This is a genomic window from Shinella yambaruensis (assembly GCF_050859155.1).
GTDB classification, from domain to species: domain Bacteria; phylum Pseudomonadota; class Alphaproteobacteria; order Rhizobiales; family Rhizobiaceae; genus Shinella; species Shinella yambaruensis.
Genome location: NZ_CP150641.1, coordinates 26,389 through 43,590, shown reverse-complemented (window position 1 = coordinate 43,590; position 17,202 = coordinate 26,389). Strand labels below are relative to the sequence as shown.

Here is a 17,202-nt window from a genome sequence, read left to right as displayed (position 1 = left end):
CGTTACAATCCTCTCATGCGGGGGTCGAAGCGGTCGCGGATGGCATCGCCGGCAAGATTGATGCCGAGGAGCGAGAGCGAGATGCACAGGCCGGGAAAGATGCCGAGCCACATGGCCTCGGCGATGTGCGGGCGGGCGCTGGCCAGCATGTTGCCCCAGGTGGGCGCCGGCGGCGGCACGCCGAGGCCGAGGAAGCTGAGGGCGCTTTCGGTGAGCAGCACGGAGCCGAACATCGAGGTGGCGAGCACGATGACCGGCGCCAGGCTGTTGGGCAGGATATGGCGGACCATCGTATAGGCCGCCGAATTGCCCATGATGCGCGAGGCCTCGATGAACTCCCGCTCGCGCAGCGACAGGACCGAACCGCGCACCACCCGCACCATGGACGGCGTATAGGCCATGCCGAGCGCCAGGATGATGCCGTACATGTTGGCGCCGGTGATCGACAGCAGCGCCAGCGCCAGGAGCATGCTCGGGAAGGCGAGCAGCGCGTCGTTGAGCGCCATGATGACGCGGTCGGTCCAGCCGCGGGCATATCCCGCCACCACGCCGAGCGTGACGCCGGCCAGCACCGCGAAGAGCACGGTGACGAGGCTGATCGAAACGCTGGTGCCGGCCGCGGCCATGAGGCGCGAGAGCACGTCGCGGCCGAACTCGTCCGTGCCGAGCCAGTGCGCCGCGCCCGGCGCCTGCAACTTGCCGCGCAGCTCGATCCGCATCGGATCGAACGGCGTCCAGAACAGCCCGACGAGGGCGGCACCGAGGAAACCGCCGAGAAGCACGCCCCCGAGGATACGATTTTGCCGATGGCGTTTCATTCCGCGGTCACCCGTGGGTCGAAGAGGGGATAGAGGAGGTCGACCAGAAGGTTGACCAGGAGATAGGTGAACGCGACGAACAGCAGGCAGCCCTGGACCACCGCATAGTCGCGGGCATAGATCGCATCGACGATCAGCCGCCCGAGCCCGGGTATGGTGAAGACCGTCTCGACGACGGCGACGCCGCCGAGCAGGTTGCCGAGGATGAGGCCGATCAGCGTCCAGGTCGGGCCGAAGGCGTTGCGCGCGGCATGGCGCAGCAGCACGGCGCTTTCGCTGAGGCCCTTCGCCCGCGCATGGGTGATGTAGTCGAGCCGCAGCACGTCCAGCGTCGAGGCGCGGGCCATGCGCACGATGATGCCGGCTTCGTGCAGGACCAGCGTCAGCACCGGCATGATCAGGTAGACGAGCCCGGCAGCGGCATTGTCGGCGATCGAGACATAGCCGAGCACAGGCAGCCAGCCGAGCTTGAGGCCGAGGGCGAGCAGGATCATCAGCCCCAGCCAGAAGGTGGGGACGGACAGGAGCAGCGTCGACAGGGCGACGATCGCAAGGTCGAGGCCGCTGTTCTGCCGCCAGGCGGCGATCATGCCGAGCGGCACGGCGATGAGAACGGCAAGGCCGACCGCGATCAGCACCATCTGGGCGCTGGTGGCGAAGCGCTGCAGCACGAGGTCCAGCACCGGCTGGCCGTTCAGCACCGAGCGGCCGAGGTCGCCCTGCACGACATTGCCGAGCCAGAGCGCGAACTGGACCGGGATGGGCCTGTCGAGGCCCATGGCGCTGCGGGCCTCGGCCAGCATGTCCGCATCGGCGAGGTCGCCGAGCATGAGGCTGGCCGGATCGCCCGGGATGAGCCGGACGAGGCCGAACACCGCGACGGAGACGATGAACAGGGTGGGGATTGCTGACAGCAATCGGGAAAACGCGAATTTCAACATGGTTCGATCCGGCAGCCGCGCTATTCGCTGTGGCTGACACCCCAGAAGCGGGCGAAGCCCTGCCAGGTGCGGTAGCCCTTGACCCTGGGGCCGGAGACGCCGACATCGAGGCCGTTGGCCAGCATCACCAGCGGCACCTGGTCAAGGAAGCGGGCGTGCAGGTCGTCGAAGATCGCCTGCCGCTTGGCCGGGTCGGCCTCCTGCAGCGCGGCATTCACCCGTTCGCCGACCGCCGGATCGTCCCACACGGCATTGGCATTCTTCGCCTTCGAGCCGACGACGGTCTGGAAGGCGAGCGCCGGGTCGCTGCGGTTGGAATAGTTGAAGGCCATGATCTGGTATTTGCCGCTGTTGAAGCGATCGAGCTGGCTTGCCCATTCGAGCACCTCGATCTCGGCATTGATGCCGGCCGCCTGCAGCATGGCCTGGGCGATGACGGCCGTGTCGTAGTTGATCGCCGAGCGCCGGTTGGTGAGGATGTTGATCGTCTCGCCCTTGTATCCCGCCTCTTGCAGGAGGGCGGGCACCGCGGAGGGATCATGGGTGTAGCCCTTGTCCTGCGCCGCCGTGTGGTAGCGCGAGGCGGAGGCGACGAGCGAATTGTTCGGCACGCCGAGGCCGTAGGTCACGGACTCCACGATCTGCGGCGTATCGAGGGCCGCGACGACGGCCCGGCGCATCGCGACGTTCGACATCAGCGGATCGGTGGTCTGGAACAGCATGGTGACGAGGCCGCCATGGGGCGCGGCGACGACGGTGAAGTCCTTGTCGTCCTTCAGCTTCGCGGCCTCGCTCGGCGGCAGGTAGGGCAAGACGTCCAGCGCGCCGCTGCGCAGGCCCGCGACGGCCGTCGCCGTATCGGGCACCACGACATATTTCACCTCGTCGACCAGCACCTCCTTGCGCCCGCCGTAGCCGTCCGGCTTGTCGCCGGTGATCGCGTAGTCGGCGAACTTCGTCAGCACCAGCCCCTCGCTGCGCTTCCATGTGCCGAAGACGAAGGGACCGGTGGCGATCGGCGCCTTCCAGGTCCCGTCCGGATTGAAGGAATCGCGATGGACGATGGCCGTCGAGCCGCATTGCGCCTGCGCCATGTATTTCAGCAGCATGGCATCGGGCCGGTCGAGGGTGATGACGACCGTCTTCGCATCGGGCGCCGTGATGCTCTCCACCTTCGCGTCGCGGCTGCCGTCGAAGAAGGCCTTGCAGCTGTATTCCGGGTCGCGCAGCAGCTTTTCGAGGCTCCACCGCGCGTCGTCGGCCGTCATCGTCGCGCCGTTGTGGAATTTGACGCCCTCGCGCAGCGAGAACGTATAGGTCCTGCCGTCCTCCGACACGGTCCAGCCGCTCGCCAGCATGGGGCGGATCTCGCCGTCCTCGCCGGCCGCAACCAGCCCCTCCACCACATTGAGCAGGACGGAATCGGTTCCCGCATCGCGGTTTATGCCCGGCTGCGAGCTGCGGATGTCGGCCGTGATCTGCACCGTCAGGGTGTTGGCGGCGGCAAGGCCGGGCACGGCGAGGGAGGCGGAGGAAAGGAAGGCGCAGAGGAGAGACCGTGAGAGTGACATAAGTTCGCCCTTGTGTTTTATGATATTGCAAAAAACATTTCATATGGGAAAATCATAGTCAAGCGTGTTTCTGTGTGTATTATGAAAACATATCAGCCCGACCCGCCGCAGGCAGCGCGACCGTCCGTCCGCCGCCGTTGCGCCCGGCGTTTCCCGCAACCGAAGAGGAGAGAGCATGCCGACACATCCGAGCCACAAGAGCGCCGTCTGGCTGTCGGGCCCGAACATTGCGGCCGGCGAGATGGCCGCCGCCATCGGCTATACGTCGGCGGTCCTCGACATCGAGCATGGCAGCTTCGACCTGGAGGCGCTCGACCGGTTCATCCCGGTGCTCAAGGGGCTCGGCCTGGAGGTCCTCGCCAAGGTCCTCGGCCCGGAGCGGGCCCCCATCCAGCAGGCGCTGGATTTCGGGGCCGACGCGGTCGTCATCCCGCATATCGTTGATGCCCGGCATGCCGCGGAAACCTGCCGCTTCGCCAAGTTTCCACCGCGCGGCGACCGTAGCTTCGCGGGCGGGCGCACCGTGGCCTATGGCGGCCCCGACGACCAATGGTTTCCCGACCAGGACAGCCGCACGCGATGCTATCCGATGATCGAGCATGCGGGCGCGCTTCGCGACATCGCCGCGATCCTTGCCCTCGACACCGTCGACGGGGTCTTCGTCGGGCCGAGCGACCTGTCGCTCAGGCGCGGCCGGGCCTCCTACAAGCGCAGCGAGGCCGATTTCGACGACCTGCGGACCATCGCGGCGGCCGCCCGGCGGGCCGGCAAGCACTGGCTGCTGCCGGCCTGGAGCGACGCGGAGAAACGCTTCGCCCTGGAAAACGGCGCGCACACGCTCGCCCTGACGATGGAACACGGCGCGCTGATGCTGGGATTGAAGAGCGCCTGGCTTGCGACGGCCGCGCTGGCCGGCCGGCAGGAGGGCGCCGCGGACCACGCGTAGCCGCGACATCCGCTCCGTCCCAAAGCCGTAGAAATCGCCCGTCGTCGCGTATATCGAAGGAAGACGAATTCCTGAGATGGACGGGCAATGAACCTGCGCTTCGTCGAGACATTTGTGTGGGTCGCCCGGCTCGGAAGCTTCCGCGCCGCGGCCGACCGGCTGAACGCCACCCAGGCCGCGGTCTCCAACCGCATCGCCAGCCTGGAGGCGGAGATGGGCTGCGAGCTCTTCGAGCGGGTGCCGGGCGGCGTCCGGCTGTCGGCCGTCGGCCAGCGCGCCATGCAGCCCGCCGAGGAGCTGCTGAAGGCGGCCACCAGCTTCAAGATGGCGGTCGGCAGCCCGCAGCACCTGCGCGCCACCGTGTCGATCGGCACCATCGATTCCATCGTGCATGCCTGGCTGCCGAATTTCATCGAGCGGGTGAAGGAACGCTTTCCCGCGCTCGGCCTCGACCTCAACGTGGACACGTCGCTGGCGATCGGCCGCGACATCAGCGACAGGCGGCTCGATCTCGCGCTGCTGATGGGGCCGGTTCTCACCCCCGGCCTCAAGAACATCGACCTCGGCACGATGGAATGCGCCTGGGTCGCCGCCCCCGCCTTCCGGCTCGGCGGCCGGGAGCTGCGCCTGCAGGACCTGTCCGCCTATCCCGTGCTCACCTTCTCGCGCAACAGCGTGCCGCATATCTGGCTGCTGCGGCAGTTCGAGGAGCTGGGCGTCCAGCCGCCGGTCATTTCCAATTCCAACTCGCTTTCCGCCATGCTGCGGCTCGCCCGGGACGGCATCGGCATCGCGCTGCTGCCGGTGCCCATGGTGGCGCCGATGATCGCCGACGGCACGCTGGAGGCGCTTGCGATCACGCCGCGCTTCCCGGCCCTGAAGCTGCATGCCGTCTATGCCGACGATCCGGAAAACCTAATCCCGTCAATCCTTTCGGTGATCGCGCGGGAGGCCTCGCTCGACACGACGGGTATCACCGCCTAGCGTTTTCGCCACAAGTTTTTTCTATCGGGAACGACAATTCTTTATCGTTTGTCATTCCCGTCGCAAGGCCCGACGATGCCTCCACTGAGACTTGGAGGACTTCGATGAAGATCAGTGTTGTGCAAATGAATTCCGGTTCCGACAAAGCCAAGAACCTCGACGACGCCGAGCGCATGGTGCGCGACGTGGTGGCCGGGGAGAAGCCGGACCTCGTCGTGCTGCCGGAATATTTCGCCTTTCTCGGCGAGGGACGCGACGCCGTGCACGGCAGCGGCGAAAGCTTCCCGGACGGCGGCACCTACCAGCGCTTCGCCGCGCTTGCCAAGGAGCTCGGCGTGACGCTGCATTGCGGCTCGATGGTCGAGAAGGCCGGCAACAACCACTACAACGCCTCGGTCGTCTTCGGCCCGGAAGGCAAGGAAATCGCGAAATACCGCAAGATCCACCTCTTCGACGTGGACACGCCCGGCGGCGTCTCCTACCGCGAATCCGACACGATCGGCCGCGGCGAGGACGTGGTGACCTACAAGGTCGGCGACACGACCGTCGGCTGCGCCATCTGCTACGACATCCGCTTCCCCGAGCTCTTCCGGGCGCTGCGCGACAAGGGCGCCGACGTCATCGTGCTTCCCGCCGCCTTCACGCTGATGACCGGCAAGGACCATTGGGAAGTGCTCGCCCGGGCCCGCGCCATCGAGACGCAGACCTATTTCGTCGCCGTCGGCCAGGCCGGCGCCCATGCGGACGGCAAGAAATGGTGCTGGGGCCATTCCATGGTCATCGACCCCTGGGGCCACATGGTCGCACAGTGCTCGGACGGCGTCGGCACCGCCACGGCCAGGATCGACCTCAGCCGCATCGGCGCCGTGCGCCGCGACGTGCCGGTCGCCCGGCACCACGTCCTCTAGGGACATCCCGGCCCTTTTGGCCGGAAAATCTATCTCTTTGTTTTTGCGCAGTTCCAGACGCAGAAGTGTTACCGCATTTTTGCCGGAACTGCCTTATGGAGCAATTCCTGTCATGTTCGTCGTCAATCCCATGCCGCAGCAGATCGCCCCGGCCCTCATCAAGAAGATGGAACAGGTCGAGACCGCCACGGTCGGCCATTTCCTGCATTCCGGCTTCATGAGCCGCGAGCTTCGCGCCGTGCTGCCCGAAAAGCGCATCGCCGGCACCGCGGTCACCGTGCGCCTGCCCCATGCCGATTCCACCATCCTGCACTATCTGACCAAGCTGGTGCGGCCGGGCGACTTCATCGTCGTCGACCGCTGCGGCGACGACAAGCATGCCTGCTGGGGCGGCGTCGTGACCCATTCGATGAAGCTCGGCGGCATCGTCGGCGCGGTCATCGACGGTCCGGCGACGGACTTTTCCGAGATCCGCCGCGTCGACCTGCCGATGTGGTGCCGCGGCCCCTCGCCGATCACCACGAAGATCCTCGGCCTCGAAGGGGCGATCAACGTGCCCGTCTCGGTGGGCGGCCAGACGGTGAACCCGGGCGACGCCATCATCGCCGACGAGAGCGGCGTCCTGGTGCTCGACCCTTCCAAGGCCGAATGGGCCGCGGACAAGGCGCTCGGCATGCAGGAAAGCGAGCTCGTGCTGCTTGAGCGGCTGCGCAACGGCGAGAAGCTGCCCGACATTTCCGGCGCCACGAAAATCGTGGAAGCCTCGGCCGCCTGAAGCGGCTCAATACGATAAAGCGAATGGGAACAATCGGTTCAAGAGCGGAGGAAAACTCATGACCGCAATGAAGAATGCAACCCGCGCCGGCCTTGCGCTTGCAATGGCTCTCGCCACATCCGTGGCGATGGCCGATACGGTGGTGCTGACCGCCTATTCCGGCATCTTCCAGGAGAACTACGTGAAGGCCGTCGTCGAGCCCTTCATGAAGGCCAATCCCGACATCACCGTGGAATTCTACGGCATGCCGAACTCCGCCCAGATGCTGGGCACGCTGCGCGCCCAGGCAAGCGCGCCGCAGATCGACATCGCCATCATGGACGTCTCGGTCGCCAAGGCCGCGACCGACGAAGGCATCTTCGTGCCGATGGACGAGACGGTGACGAAGCATCTCGCCGACCTCTATCCCCAGGCACGCTACGAGGGCGTCAACGCCGCCGGCGTCACCTTCGACAACCTCGTCCTGCTCTACAACACCGACAAGGTGCAGCAGGCGCCGACCTCCTGGAACGCGCTGTGGGACGCGCAATATGCCAAGCAGGTCTCCATTCCCGCCGTGCCGGACATCCAGGGCACGACGCTGACCATCATCACCGACAAGATGGCCGGCGGCACGAACTATATCGAGAGCGTCGAGGCCGGCCTCAAGCGGCTGGAGGAACTTGCGCCCCTCGTCCAGACCTGGGAGCCGCGGCCCGACGTCTACCAGCCGATCTCCAGCGGCACGGCGGCGATCGGCATCGGCTGGAACGCCCGCGCGCAGGTCTATGCCGACCTGTCGGACGGCAAGCTCGGCGTGGTGCTGCCGGAGGAAGGCAGCGGCTTCCAGATCAACGTGATCGGCCTCGTCAAGGGCGGGCCGGCCAGCGAAAGCGCCAGGAAGTTCATCGACTATGCGCTGAGCCCCGAGGCGCAGGCCGCCTTCACCGAGCAGATGTTCTACGCGCCCACCAACGCCAAGGCCGCGGCGCTCATCTCGGAAAAGGCGCTGCAGCGCACGGCCGCCGGCGCCATGGACAGGATGATCGACATCAACTGGCTCGAGGTCGCCAAGGTCCGCGACGCCATCACCGAGCAGTGGCGCCGCCGCGTCATTCCGCTCAGCCGCTGATGCCGGCCGGAAGCGTTTCCGTTTTCTCCGATCACGGAAACGCTTTATCTGTCTGTCTTTCCGCAGTTCCGCCCTTGGACAGGCCGCGTTCCGTGCCGGAATTGCCCCAGGAGTTCTCCATGCCCACGACTTCCGCTCCCGACGAGCATCTCAGACTGGAAGGAATCGGCGTCAGCTTCGGCGCCGTCAACGTGATTCCCTCGCTCGATCTTTCCGTCCGCAAGGGCGAGATGGTCGCCTTCCTCGGCCCCTCGGGATGCGGAAAGACCACGACGCTCCGGATCATCGCCGGCCTCAACAAACCCTCCCGGGGCAGCATCATGGTGGGAGGGCGCGACATCACGCACCTTCCCATCCATGATCGCGACATGGGCATGGTCTTCCAGAGCTACGCCCTCTTCCCGCACATGGACGTTTCGCACAACGTCCAGTTCGGGCTGCAGATGCGCAACGTCCCCGCCCGCGAGGCGGAAAAGCGGGCGGCGCAGGCGCTGGAAATGGTCCAGCTCGGCCACCTCGCCCATCGCAAGCCGAAGGAACTGTCGGGCGGCCAGCAGCAGCGCGTGGCGCTCGCCCGCGCCCTCGTCATCGAACCGTCGATCCTTTTGCTCGACGAACCGCTTTCCAACCTCGACGCCAAGCTGCGCGACGAGATGCGCGTGCAGATCCGCGCCCTCCAGCAAGAGAGCGGCATCACCGCCGTCTTCGTCACCCACGACCAGGTCGAGGCGCTGTCGATGTGCGACCGCGTCGTCGTCATGCGCGGCGGCCATGTCGAGCAGTTCGGCACGCCGACCGAGGTCTACGAGCGCCCGGCGACGGCCTTCGTCGCCAATTTCGTCGGCCGCACGAACCGCCTCAAGGGCATGGTCACGGCGGAAGGCACGCTTTCCGGGGCCGGCCGGCAGCTCCGCTCGGCAACGACGCTGCCGCCGGGCACCGTCGACATCCTCGTGCGCCCGCACCGCATCCGCCTCCAGGAGACGGGCGAGGCCGACAACAAGGTCGAGGGCACGGTATCGACCATCACCTTCATCGGCGACCTCGTGCAATACGGCGTCAGCGTCGGCGGCGAGGAGATCGTCGTCGAGGAAGCGACACGGCGGGGCCGCAGCCCGCTTGCGGCCGGCGACAGCGTCACGCTCGGCTGGTCGGCCGAGGACACGCTCATCTATCCGGCGGGCGAGAAATGAGCGCCGCCCCCGCCCCTGCCCTTCCGCGCGAGTGGCGCGACGGCCAGCTCGCCGTCCTCCTCCTGCTCCCCATCGCGCTCATCAACGCCATCGGCTTCATCCTGCCGGTGCTCAACCTCGCCCGCTATTCCTTCAACAGGTCGCGCATCGGCGGCGGCATCGAGCAGGTCTTCACCTGGGAGAACTGGGCGGGCCTGCTCAGCGATCCCTTCTATCTGGAATTGGTCCTCAATTCCGTCTGGATCAGCCTTGCCATCACGCTGACGACGCTCGTCGTCTCCTACCCGATCGCGCTCTACCTGCACCGCGCCTCCGGCTCCTGGCGCACCTTCCTCACCGTCCTCGTCATCTCGCCGCTGCTCACCTCCGCCGTGGTGCGCACCTATGGCTGGATCGCGATCCTGACCGACGACGGCCCGGTGGTCAGCGCCATCAAGGCGCTCGGCCTGCCGGCGCCGAGCCTGATGTTCAACATCAAGGGCGTCTTCATCGGCCTCACCGAAATCCTGATGCCCTACATGATCCTGGCGCTGATGGCCGGTTTCGGCCGGCTCGATCCGCGGGTGGAGGAGGCCGCGCGCACGCTCGGCGCGACGCCGGCCCGCACCTTCCGCAAGGTCATCCTGCCGCTGACGCTGCCCGGCATCGCGCTCGGCTGCCTGCTGTGCTTCGTTCTGGCCGTCTCCTCCTTCATCACGCCCAAGCTGATGGGCGGCGGGCGGGTCTTCCTGCTGGCGACCGAGATCTACGACCAGGCGATCGTCACGCTCAACTGGCCGCTCGCCTCCACCCTCTCGATCCTCGTGCTCATCGTGTTCGGCGCGGCGCTCTGGGCCTATTCCGCCGTGCTGCGGCGTCTCGACTAGGAGGTATACACCCATGGAAATCCACAAGACCTCCTGGCCGATGCGCATCCTCGTCTTCGTGCTGTTCGTCTATCTGCTGGCGCCGGTCATCCTGGTCTTCCCGCTGTCGTTTTCCGGCGACCAGGTGCTGCGCTTCCCCCCCTCCTTCTGGTCGACGCGGTGGTATTCGGCGCTCTTCGCCAACAGCCAGATGCTGAAGGCCTTCTGGACCAGCCTGTCGCTGGCGGCGATCGTCACGGCGCTCTCGATCGTCATCGCCGTGCCGGCCGCCTGGGTGATGACGCGGCTGAAATTCACCGGGCGGGACCTCCTGTTCAACCTGTTCACCGCGCCGCTGCTTTTGCCCACCATCGTGCTCGGCCTTGCCATCCTCATCGTCTTCGCCTCCTTCGGGCTGCTGGCGACGATGCACGGCCTCGTCTTCGCCCATCTGGTGGTGACGCTACCCTATGCGCTGCGCGTGCTCGCCGTCTCGCTCAGCACGCAGGACCGCGCCTGCGAGGAGGCCGCGCGCACGCTCGGCGCAAAGCCGCTGACCGTGTTCTTCCGCGTCACCGTGCCGATGCTGACGCCCGGCATCGTCGCGGCCGCCGCGCTCTGCTTCCTCGTCTCCTTCGACGAGGTGGTCATCACGCTCTTCCTCACCGGCCCGCGCATCAGCACGCTTCCCGTCGAGCTCTACAACTATGTCTACAACCAGGCCGACCCGCTCGTCGCCGCCGCCTCGGCGCTCCTCATCCTGCTGACGCTCGCCGTGATCATGATCGTCGAGCGCGCGATGGGCCTCGGCAAGGCCTTCGTCAAGTAGGCGGCCGCGCGGGCCGGCAGGACGGTCCTCATCGCGGGAGGAAGGCCCCGGCTCCTCCTGCGATGACGTGCTTCGTGCCGGGGGCCGGCGCCCGCATCCCCGGAGATCCGCCGCTCCGAAGGCGTCGCCGGCCGGGCCGGGCATGCCGGCGACATTCCCGGCCGCACCGCCGCGATGCGGGGCATGGCTGCAACGCCGTCGAGAATTCTTTCTGTTTTCCGTCTCCCTTTCTGGATTGTAGGGGACCGGAACTCTACGTTCCGCTCCAACGTCGTCGGCTGTGATCCGGAGCAACAATGTTCGCAAGCAACAAGGCATGGTCAAACGCGGCCGGGGCCGCATGGGTTTTGATCGCCATCGCCGTTGGGGGCCTGCAGGCCGCGCGGGCGCAGACGCCCGCCGCATCGACCGCGCCGCTGGAGCTCGCCGCGGTCGACGTCACGCGCGTCGAGCCGCGCGACATCGCCAGCGACGTGCGGATCTCCGGATCGCTGGCGCCGATCCGCCGGTCGACGCATGCCGCACGCGTCGCCTCGACGATCGTCGAGCTGCCCGTCAAGGTCGGCGACGTCGTCAGGAAGGGGGACCTTCTCGTGCGCTTCGACACGCGGGCGCTCGAATCCACGCTGACCGTGCGCCGGGCTTCGGCGGAGGCCCTGACCGCGCAGCTGCAGCTTGCCGAATCCGTCCTGCGCCGCACCACCAGCCTCGGCCAGAGCGGCGCGTCCACGGAGGCGGCGACCCTGGAGGCCGAGGCCAATGTCGCCAATCTCGCCGCCCAGCTTCGCTCGAAGCAGGCCGAGATCGCGGATGCCGAGCGCGACCTCGCCGATGCGCAGGTCCGCGCCGTGTTCGACGGCGTCGTCGCCTCGCGGCCCGTCGAGCAGGACCAGACGGTGGCGCTCAACACCGAGCTCCTCACCATCGTCGATCTCTCCAGGATGGAGGTGGACGCGGGCGTGCCGACCAGCCGCATTCCCATGGTGCGGGTCGGCCAGCCGGTCGAGCTCACGGTCGAGGGTTTTGCGGACAGGACCTTCTCCGGCGCCGTCACGCGCATTTCGCCCACCGCCGTCGCCGGCTCGCGGGCCGTGCGGGTCTTCCTGGCGATCGACAACAACGACCGCACGCTGAAGGGCGGCATGTTCACGACGGGCATCCTCAAGGTCGACGAGCGGAAGGGCGTCATCGCCCTGCCCAACGCGGCGATCCGCCAGGACCAGACGGGCAGCTTCGTGCTCAAGGTGACGGAGGGCGTGCTGCGCCGCCAGCCGGTCGTGCTCGGCACCGCATGGACGGACCGGGGCCTCGTCGCGGTCTCGGGGCTTGAAACCGGCGACGTCGTCGTTTCCGCGCCGCTGCCGGCGCTGGAAGCGGGCATGCCGGTCGTCGTCGAGGGGCTGTAAGCGATGTTCCTCACGCGCATCAGCGTCCGCCATCCCGTCTTCGCCACCATGATGATGGTGACGATCCTGGTCATCGGGCTGTTCTCCTATTTCCGCCTCGGCGTCGACCAGTTCCCCGAGACCGACCTTCCCATCGTCGTCGTCACCGCGAGCTATACGGGCGCCTCGCCCTCGACCGTGGAAAGCGAGGTGTCGCGCCCGATCGAGACGGCGCTGAACACGATCGGCGGCATCGACACGATCATCTCCGAATCCTACGAGGGCCGCTCCGTCGTCGTCGTGCAGTTCGAGCTCGACGTGGATTCGCAGGTGGCCGCCCAGGAGGTGCGCGACCGCGTCGCGCGGCTGGAGGCGAGCTTCCCCGACGCGGTGGACACGCCGCAGGTCACCCGCTTCAATCCGGACGACGCACCCATCCTCTCCATCGCCGCCTCGTCCTCGAAGCGCACGCTTTCGGAGATCACCACGCTCGCCAACCGCGTGATCACCAACCGGCTCAGCGTCATCGCCGGCGTCGGCCAGATCTCGCTGGTCGGCGGCAGCGAGCGCCAGGTGCTCGTGATGGTCGATCCCGACCGCCTCGAAGCCTATGGCATCGCGGTCACCTCCGTCATGGACGCCATCCGCAAGGAGAACCAGGACCGCGCCGCCGGCACGCTGATCTCCGGCATCAACCAGAGGATCGTCACCGTCGAGGGCCGCGTGCCGGACGTGGCGGGCTTCAACGGCATCATCGTCGCGCAGAGCGGCGGCTATCCGGTCTATCTGTCCGACGTCGCGACGATCCTCGACATCGGCGCCGAGGTGACGAGCCGCGCCACCTACCAGGGCATGCCCTCGCTGGGGCTGGACGTCGTCAAGGTGCAGGGCGCCAACACCGTGCAAGTGGCCGCGGAACTGCGCAAGGAGATCGCGGCGCTGAATGTCGAGCTTGCCCCGGAAGGGATCGAGCTGAAGGTGACGCGCGACAATTCCCGCCCCATCGCCGCCCAGGTGCAGGAGGTCCAGCGCACCCTGATCGAGGGCGGCGTGCTCACCGTGGTGATCGTCTTCCTGTTCCTCAATTCCTGGCGCTCGACCGTCATCACCGGGCTGACCCTGCCGATCTCGGTGATCGGCACCTTCGCGCTCATCCATGCGCTCGGCTTCACGCTCAACACCATGACGCTCATGGCGCTGTCGCTGTCGATCGGCATCCTGATCGACGATGCGATCGTCGTGCGCGAGAACATCACGCGCCATCTGCACATGGGCAAGAGCCATGTGGACGCGGCCCTCGACGGCACGAACGAGATCGGCCTTGCCGTTCTCGCCACCACGCTGTGCATCGTCGCGGTCTTCCTGCCCGTCGCCTTCATGGGCGGCCTCATCGGCCGGTTCTTCCTGCAGTTCGGCGTGACCGTCGCCGTCGCGGTGCTCATCTCGCTCTTCGTGTCCTTCACGCTCGACCCGATGCTGTCGAGCGTCTGGTACGATCCGCAGTCCGAGGTGAACGCGAAGCGAGGCCCGCTCGGGCGGCTGATCGCGCGGTTCGACCGCTGGTTCGAGCGCCTCGCCGACCGGTATCGCCGGCTTATCCGCTGGACCTTCCGCTATCGCAAGACGACGGTCTTCGTGGTCATCGCGCTGTTCTTCGCAAGCCTGATGCTCGTGCCGCGCATCGGCGCGGAATTCCTGCCGCCGGCCGACCAGGGCGAGGTCTCCATCGCGCTGAAGGCCACCGAGGGCGCGTCGCTGGACTACATGGCGGCGAAGGTCGGCCAGGTCGAGCGGGCGCTGCGCGAGTTCGACTATGTCGACACCATCTATTCCACCATCAATGCCGGCGGCGCGCGCGGCTTCAACGAGGCGACGGTGGCCGTCCAGCTCAAGCCGAGCACCGAGCGCTCGGTGACGACGGCGGCCAGCATGGAGCCGTTCCGCAAGCGCCTCGCCTCCATTGCCGGCCTCGAGGTCTCCATCGGCCAGAACACGGGCATGGGCTCGTCGCAAAAGCCGCTCCAGCTTTCCGTGCTGGGCGACGGCGAGGCGGAGCTGCGCCGCATCTCCAACGAGATCACCACCGCCCTTGCCGCCATTCCCGGCGCGACGGAGGTCGAATCGTCGATCGAGAACAAGCGCCCGACGCTCGCCGTGCGGATCCGCCACGAGGCGGCGAGCGACCTCGACGTCTCGATCGCGGCCATCGGCGACACCCTGCGCCCGCTGGTGGCGGGCGATGCCATATCCGTCTGGAACGCGCCGGACGGGGAGACCTACGATGTCGTGGTGCGCCTGCCGGCGACGGGCCGGCGCGATGCCGCGCAGCTTCGCGACCTCACCATCGCCACCGGCCGGACGGACGAGAACGGCAAGCCGATCACCGTTCTGCTCGACCAGGTGGCCGACGTCATCGAAAGCACCGCGCCGGACGCCATCACGCGCAAGGACCTCTCCCGCGAGATCCGGATCGAGAGCAATATCGAGGGGCGCGCGCTCGGCGACGTGACGGCGGACCTCAACGCGGCCATCGCGAAGATGCAGATCCCGGCGGGCTACCGCATCAGCTTCGGCGGCGATGCGGAAAACCTTGAGGAGAGCATGGGCTATGCGCTCCAGTCGCTCGCCCTTGCCGTCATCTTCATCTACATCATCCTCGCCTCGCAGTTCGGGTCCTTCCTCCAGCCCGTCGCCATCATGATGACGCTGCCGCTGTCGCTGATCGGCGTCCTGATCGGCCTTCTCGTCACCGGCTCGACGCTCAACATGTTCTCGATCATCGGCTTCATCATGCTGATGGGCCTCGTCACCAAGAACGCGATCCTGCTCGTCGACTATTCCAACCAGGGCCGGCGGGAAGGCAAGAGCCTGCAGGACAGCCTGGCCGATGCCGGCGCGGTGCGCCTGCGGCCGATCGTCATGACGACGCTGGCGATGATCTTCGGCATGCTGCCGATGGCCATCGGCCTCGGCGAGGGCGGCGAGCAGCGCGCCCCGATGGCCCACGCCGTCATCGGCGGCCTCATCTCCTCCACGCTGCTGACGCTCGTCTTCGTGCCCGTGGTGCTGACGCTGCTCGACCCGGTCGGCGCGCGCGTTGCCGGATGGTTCCCCCAGGGACCGCGCCACCGGGAGCGGCAGGCCGGAGAGGACGCCTCCCTCCAGCGCCCCTGAAGCGTCCCGTCCCCGGGCGGGCCGAGCCGCAAAACGGCCCCGCGGGGCGGCAAATCGCCGGTTTTAGGGAACCTTCCCGGCCCCCGGCCGTTTACGGTGCATTGCGAAAAAGTCCGCCGGCGCTGTCCGCTGGCGCAAAATTCCTCTTTTTTGGGTTCAACGCGCCCTCGCAAAGCCCTCATGCAATGAGGGGCGCGGCCCACAAGGTAGTACCGAATTCATGGCTCGTCTCGTCGTCGTTTCCAACCGCGTTCCCATTCCCGACAAGAGCGGGACTGCCCCTGCCGGCGGCCTCGCCGTCGCCCTTCAGACAGCGCTGGAGGCACGCGGCGGGCTCTGGCTCGGCTGGTCCGGCCGGTCCTGCGCGGACGACGCGGTCGGGCCGCTGCAGAGGCTGAAGGAGGGCAATATCGAATATGCGCTCACCGACCTCACCGAGCGCGACGTCGAGGAATACTACCAGGGCTTTGCCAACCGGGTGCTCTGGCCGATCTGCCACTACCGGCTGGACCTTGCCGAATACGGCCGGCGCGAGATGGCCGGCTATTTCCGCGTGAACCGCTTCTTCGCAAGCCGCCTCCTGCCGCTCATCGAGCCGGACGACCTGATCTGGATCCACGACTACCATCTCATCCCGCTGGCCGCCGAGCTGCGCCGGCAGGGCGTGACCAACCGGATCGGCTTCTTCCTGCACATCCCCTGGCCGGCGCCCGACGTCTTCCACGCCATGCCGGTGCACGAGGCGCTGCTGACGAGCATGACCGCCTATGACGTGCTCGGCTTCCAGACCGAGCATGACCGCGAGAACTTCGCCGACTGCCTGTCGCGGCACGGCCTCGGCGAACGGCTGGACGCGTTTCGCTTCACCGTCGGCGAGCGGACCTTCACCGCCCGGTCCTATCCGATCGGCATCGAGACGGACGATTTCGCCGCGCTGGCGAAACGGGCGGCCGATACCGCGCTGCACAAGCGCATGCTGCAGAGCCTCGACGGCAAGCAGCTCATCATCGGCGTCGACCGGCTCGACTATTCCAAGGGCATCACCCAGCGCATCGATGCCTTCGAATCCTTCCTCACCCGCCATGCCGACAGCCAGCGCAAGGTGACGTTGCTGCAGATCACGCCGAAATCACGCTCCGAAGTGCCGGAATACGAGGCGATGCAGCGGGCCGTCGCCGAACAGGCCGGCCGCGTGAACGGCGCGCTCGGCACGGTCGACTGGGTGCCGATCCGCTACATCAACCGCTCGCTGCGCCGCCCGGCGCTGGCCGGGCTCTACCGCATGGCCAAGCTCGCCCTGGTCACGCCGCTGCGCGACGGCATGAACCTCGTCGCCAAGGAGTTCGTCGCCGCGCAGAACGGGGAGGATCCGGGCGTCCTGCTGCTCTCCCGCTTCGCCGGGGCCGCGCAGGAGCTGAAGGAGGCCGTGCTCGTCAATCCCTACGACGTCGAGGGCACCGCGGACGCCATCGCCCGCAGCCTCGCCATGCCCGTCGAGGAGCGCCGGGAACGCTGGACGGCCATGATGACGACGCTGCGCACCAACGACGTGTTCGCCTGGTGCGACGGGTTCCTCGACGATCTCGCCGCCGGCCCCGCGCCGCAGCAGGCGCGCCCCGCCGCCGCGTCGGCATCCGCCAGAGCGGCGGAAACGCGCGCGCAGACCTTGCGGAAATCCTCCCCGGCACCGCTGGCACGCTGGTCGTAGCCGATCCTCGACGC

14 protein-coding genes are annotated in these 17,202 nt (G+C 67.3%); 11 read left to right on the top strand and 3 right to left on the bottom strand.

Annotated features, from left to right (window positions below; all coding sequences use genetic code 11):
* Positions 1–2: 2 nt before the first annotated feature.
* The 3 genes from WMC41_RS28015 to WMC41_RS28005 are packed head-to-tail and all read right to left on the bottom strand — an operon-like array spanning position 3 to position 3,330.
* Positions 3–818 (bottom strand): ABC transporter permease, encoded by an 816-nt coding sequence (locus tag WMC41_RS28015; RefSeq protein ID WP_272808807.1) that lies wholly within the window; start codon positions 816–818, stop codon positions 3–5.
* The gene (locus tag WMC41_RS28010) at positions 815–1,759 is read right to left on the bottom strand and encodes an ABC transporter permease (RefSeq protein WP_244769025.1); all 945 of its coding nucleotides are present in this window, start codon (positions 1,757–1,759) and stop codon (positions 815–817) included. The genes WMC41_RS28015 and WMC41_RS28010 overlap by 4 nt, the downstream gene beginning before the upstream one ends.
* Positions 1,760–1,779: 20 nt before the next feature.
* Positions 1,780–3,330 (bottom strand): ABC transporter substrate-binding protein, encoded by a 1,551-nt coding sequence (locus WMC41_RS28005; RefSeq protein WP_432349755.1) that lies wholly within the window; start codon positions 3,328–3,330, stop codon positions 1,780–1,782.
* Between the two features lie 175 nt (positions 3,331–3,505).
* Here WMC41_RS28005 and WMC41_RS28000 point away from each other — a divergent pair, with 175 nt between their 5' ends.
* The 11 genes from WMC41_RS28000 (at position 3,506) to otsA (ending at position 17,188) form a co-directional block, all read left to right on the top strand.
* Positions 3,506–4,276 carry an HpcH/HpaI aldolase family protein gene (locus WMC41_RS28000; RefSeq protein WP_432349754.1) on the top strand — a complete coding sequence of 257 codons (771 nt, stop codon included), beginning with the start codon at positions 3,506–3,508 and terminating at the stop codon, positions 4,274–4,276.
* Between the two features lie 87 nt (positions 4,277–4,363).
* Positions 4,364–5,260, top strand: coding sequence for a LysR family transcriptional regulator (locus WMC41_RS27995; RefSeq protein WP_288082442.1), 897 nt, complete (start codon positions 4,364–4,366; stop codon positions 5,258–5,260).
* A 104-nt stretch (positions 5,261–5,364) separates the two neighbouring features.
* Positions 5,365–6,168: a carbon-nitrogen hydrolase family protein gene (locus tag WMC41_RS27990; protein ID WP_432349753.1), complete on the top strand. Its 804-nt coding sequence runs from the start codon at positions 5,365–5,367 to the stop codon at positions 6,166–6,168.
* A 112-nt stretch (positions 6,169–6,280) separates the two neighbouring features.
* Positions 6,281–6,943 carry an RraA family protein gene (locus WMC41_RS27985; protein WP_272808802.1) on the top strand — a complete coding sequence of 221 codons (663 nt, stop codon included), beginning with the start codon at positions 6,281–6,283 and terminating at the stop codon, positions 6,941–6,943.
* A gap of 67 nt (positions 6,944–7,010) precedes the next feature.
* Positions 7,011–8,054, top strand: coding sequence for an ABC transporter substrate-binding protein (locus WMC41_RS27980; protein WP_432349829.1), 1,044 nt, complete (start codon positions 7,011–7,013; stop codon positions 8,052–8,054).
* Between the two features lie 119 nt (positions 8,055–8,173).
* Positions 8,174–9,247 carry an ABC transporter ATP-binding protein gene (locus WMC41_RS27975; protein ID WP_432349752.1) on the top strand — a complete coding sequence of 358 codons (1,074 nt, stop codon included), beginning with the start codon at positions 8,174–8,176 and terminating at the stop codon, positions 9,245–9,247.
* On the top strand, positions 9,244–10,113 hold the full coding sequence (locus WMC41_RS27970; RefSeq protein WP_432349751.1) for an ABC transporter permease: 870 nt from the start codon (positions 9,244–9,246) through the stop codon (positions 10,111–10,113). Before WMC41_RS27975 ends, WMC41_RS27970 begins: the two co-directional genes overlap by 4 nt.
* Before the next feature lie 13 nt (positions 10,114–10,126).
* A complete protein-coding gene (locus WMC41_RS27965) occupies positions 10,127–10,921 on the top strand; it encodes an ABC transporter permease (RefSeq protein ID WP_244769018.1) in 795 nt (264 codons plus the stop codon).
* 296 nt (positions 10,922–11,217) lie between these two features.
* Positions 11,218–12,327, top strand: a complete 1,110-nt coding sequence (locus WMC41_RS27960) for an efflux RND transporter periplasmic adaptor subunit (protein WP_432349750.1) — start codon at positions 11,218–11,220, stop codon at positions 12,325–12,327.
* 3 nt (positions 12,328–12,330) lie between these two features.
* Positions 12,331–15,480: an efflux RND transporter permease subunit gene (locus WMC41_RS27955; RefSeq protein ID WP_432349749.1), complete on the top strand. Its 3,150-nt coding sequence runs from the start codon at positions 12,331–12,333 to the stop codon at positions 15,478–15,480.
* Between the two features lie 220 nt (positions 15,481–15,700).
* Positions 15,701–17,188 carry an alpha,alpha-trehalose-phosphate synthase (UDP-forming) gene (gene otsA, locus WMC41_RS27950; protein WP_432349748.1) on the top strand — a complete coding sequence of 496 codons (1,488 nt, stop codon included), beginning with the start codon at positions 15,701–15,703 and terminating at the stop codon, positions 17,186–17,188.
* The last annotated feature ends 14 nt before the right edge of the window (positions 17,189–17,202 follow it).

Coding starts and splice junctions, on each gene's coding strand:
- WMC41_RS28015 (WP_272808807.1), bottom strand. CDS start 818: ATGAAACGCCATCGGCAAAATCGTATCCTCGGGGGCGTGCTTCTCGGC.
- WMC41_RS28010 (WP_244769025.1), bottom strand. CDS start 1,759: ATGTTGAAATTCGCGTTTTCCCGATTGCTGTCAGCAATCCCCACCCTG.
- WMC41_RS28005 (WP_432349755.1), bottom strand. CDS start 3,330: ATGTCACTCTCACGGTCTCTCCTCTGCGCCTTCCTTTCCTCCGCCTCC.
- WMC41_RS28000 (WP_432349754.1), top strand. CDS start 3,506: ATGCCGACACATCCGAGCCACAAGAGCGCCGTCTGGCTGTCGGGCCCG.
- WMC41_RS27995 (WP_288082442.1), top strand. CDS start 4,364: ATGAACCTGCGCTTCGTCGAGACATTTGTGTGGGTCGCCCGGCTCGGA.
- WMC41_RS27990 (WP_432349753.1), top strand. CDS start 5,365: ATGAAGATCAGTGTTGTGCAAATGAATTCCGGTTCCGACAAAGCCAAG.
- WMC41_RS27985 (WP_272808802.1), top strand. CDS start 6,281: ATGTTCGTCGTCAATCCCATGCCGCAGCAGATCGCCCCGGCCCTCATC.
- WMC41_RS27980 (WP_432349829.1), top strand. CDS start 7,011: ATGAAGAATGCAACCCGCGCCGGCCTTGCGCTTGCAATGGCTCTCGCC.
- WMC41_RS27975 (WP_432349752.1), top strand. CDS start 8,174: ATGCCCACGACTTCCGCTCCCGACGAGCATCTCAGACTGGAAGGAATC.
- WMC41_RS27970 (WP_432349751.1), top strand. CDS start 9,244: ATGAGCGCCGCCCCCGCCCCTGCCCTTCCGCGCGAGTGGCGCGACGGC.
- WMC41_RS27965 (WP_244769018.1), top strand. CDS start 10,127: ATGGAAATCCACAAGACCTCCTGGCCGATGCGCATCCTCGTCTTCGTG.
- WMC41_RS27960 (WP_432349750.1), top strand. CDS start 11,218: ATGTTCGCAAGCAACAAGGCATGGTCAAACGCGGCCGGGGCCGCATGG.
- WMC41_RS27955 (WP_432349749.1), top strand. CDS start 12,331: ATGTTCCTCACGCGCATCAGCGTCCGCCATCCCGTCTTCGCCACCATG.
- otsA (WP_432349748.1), top strand. CDS start 15,701: ATGGCTCGTCTCGTCGTCGTTTCCAACCGCGTTCCCATTCCCGACAAG.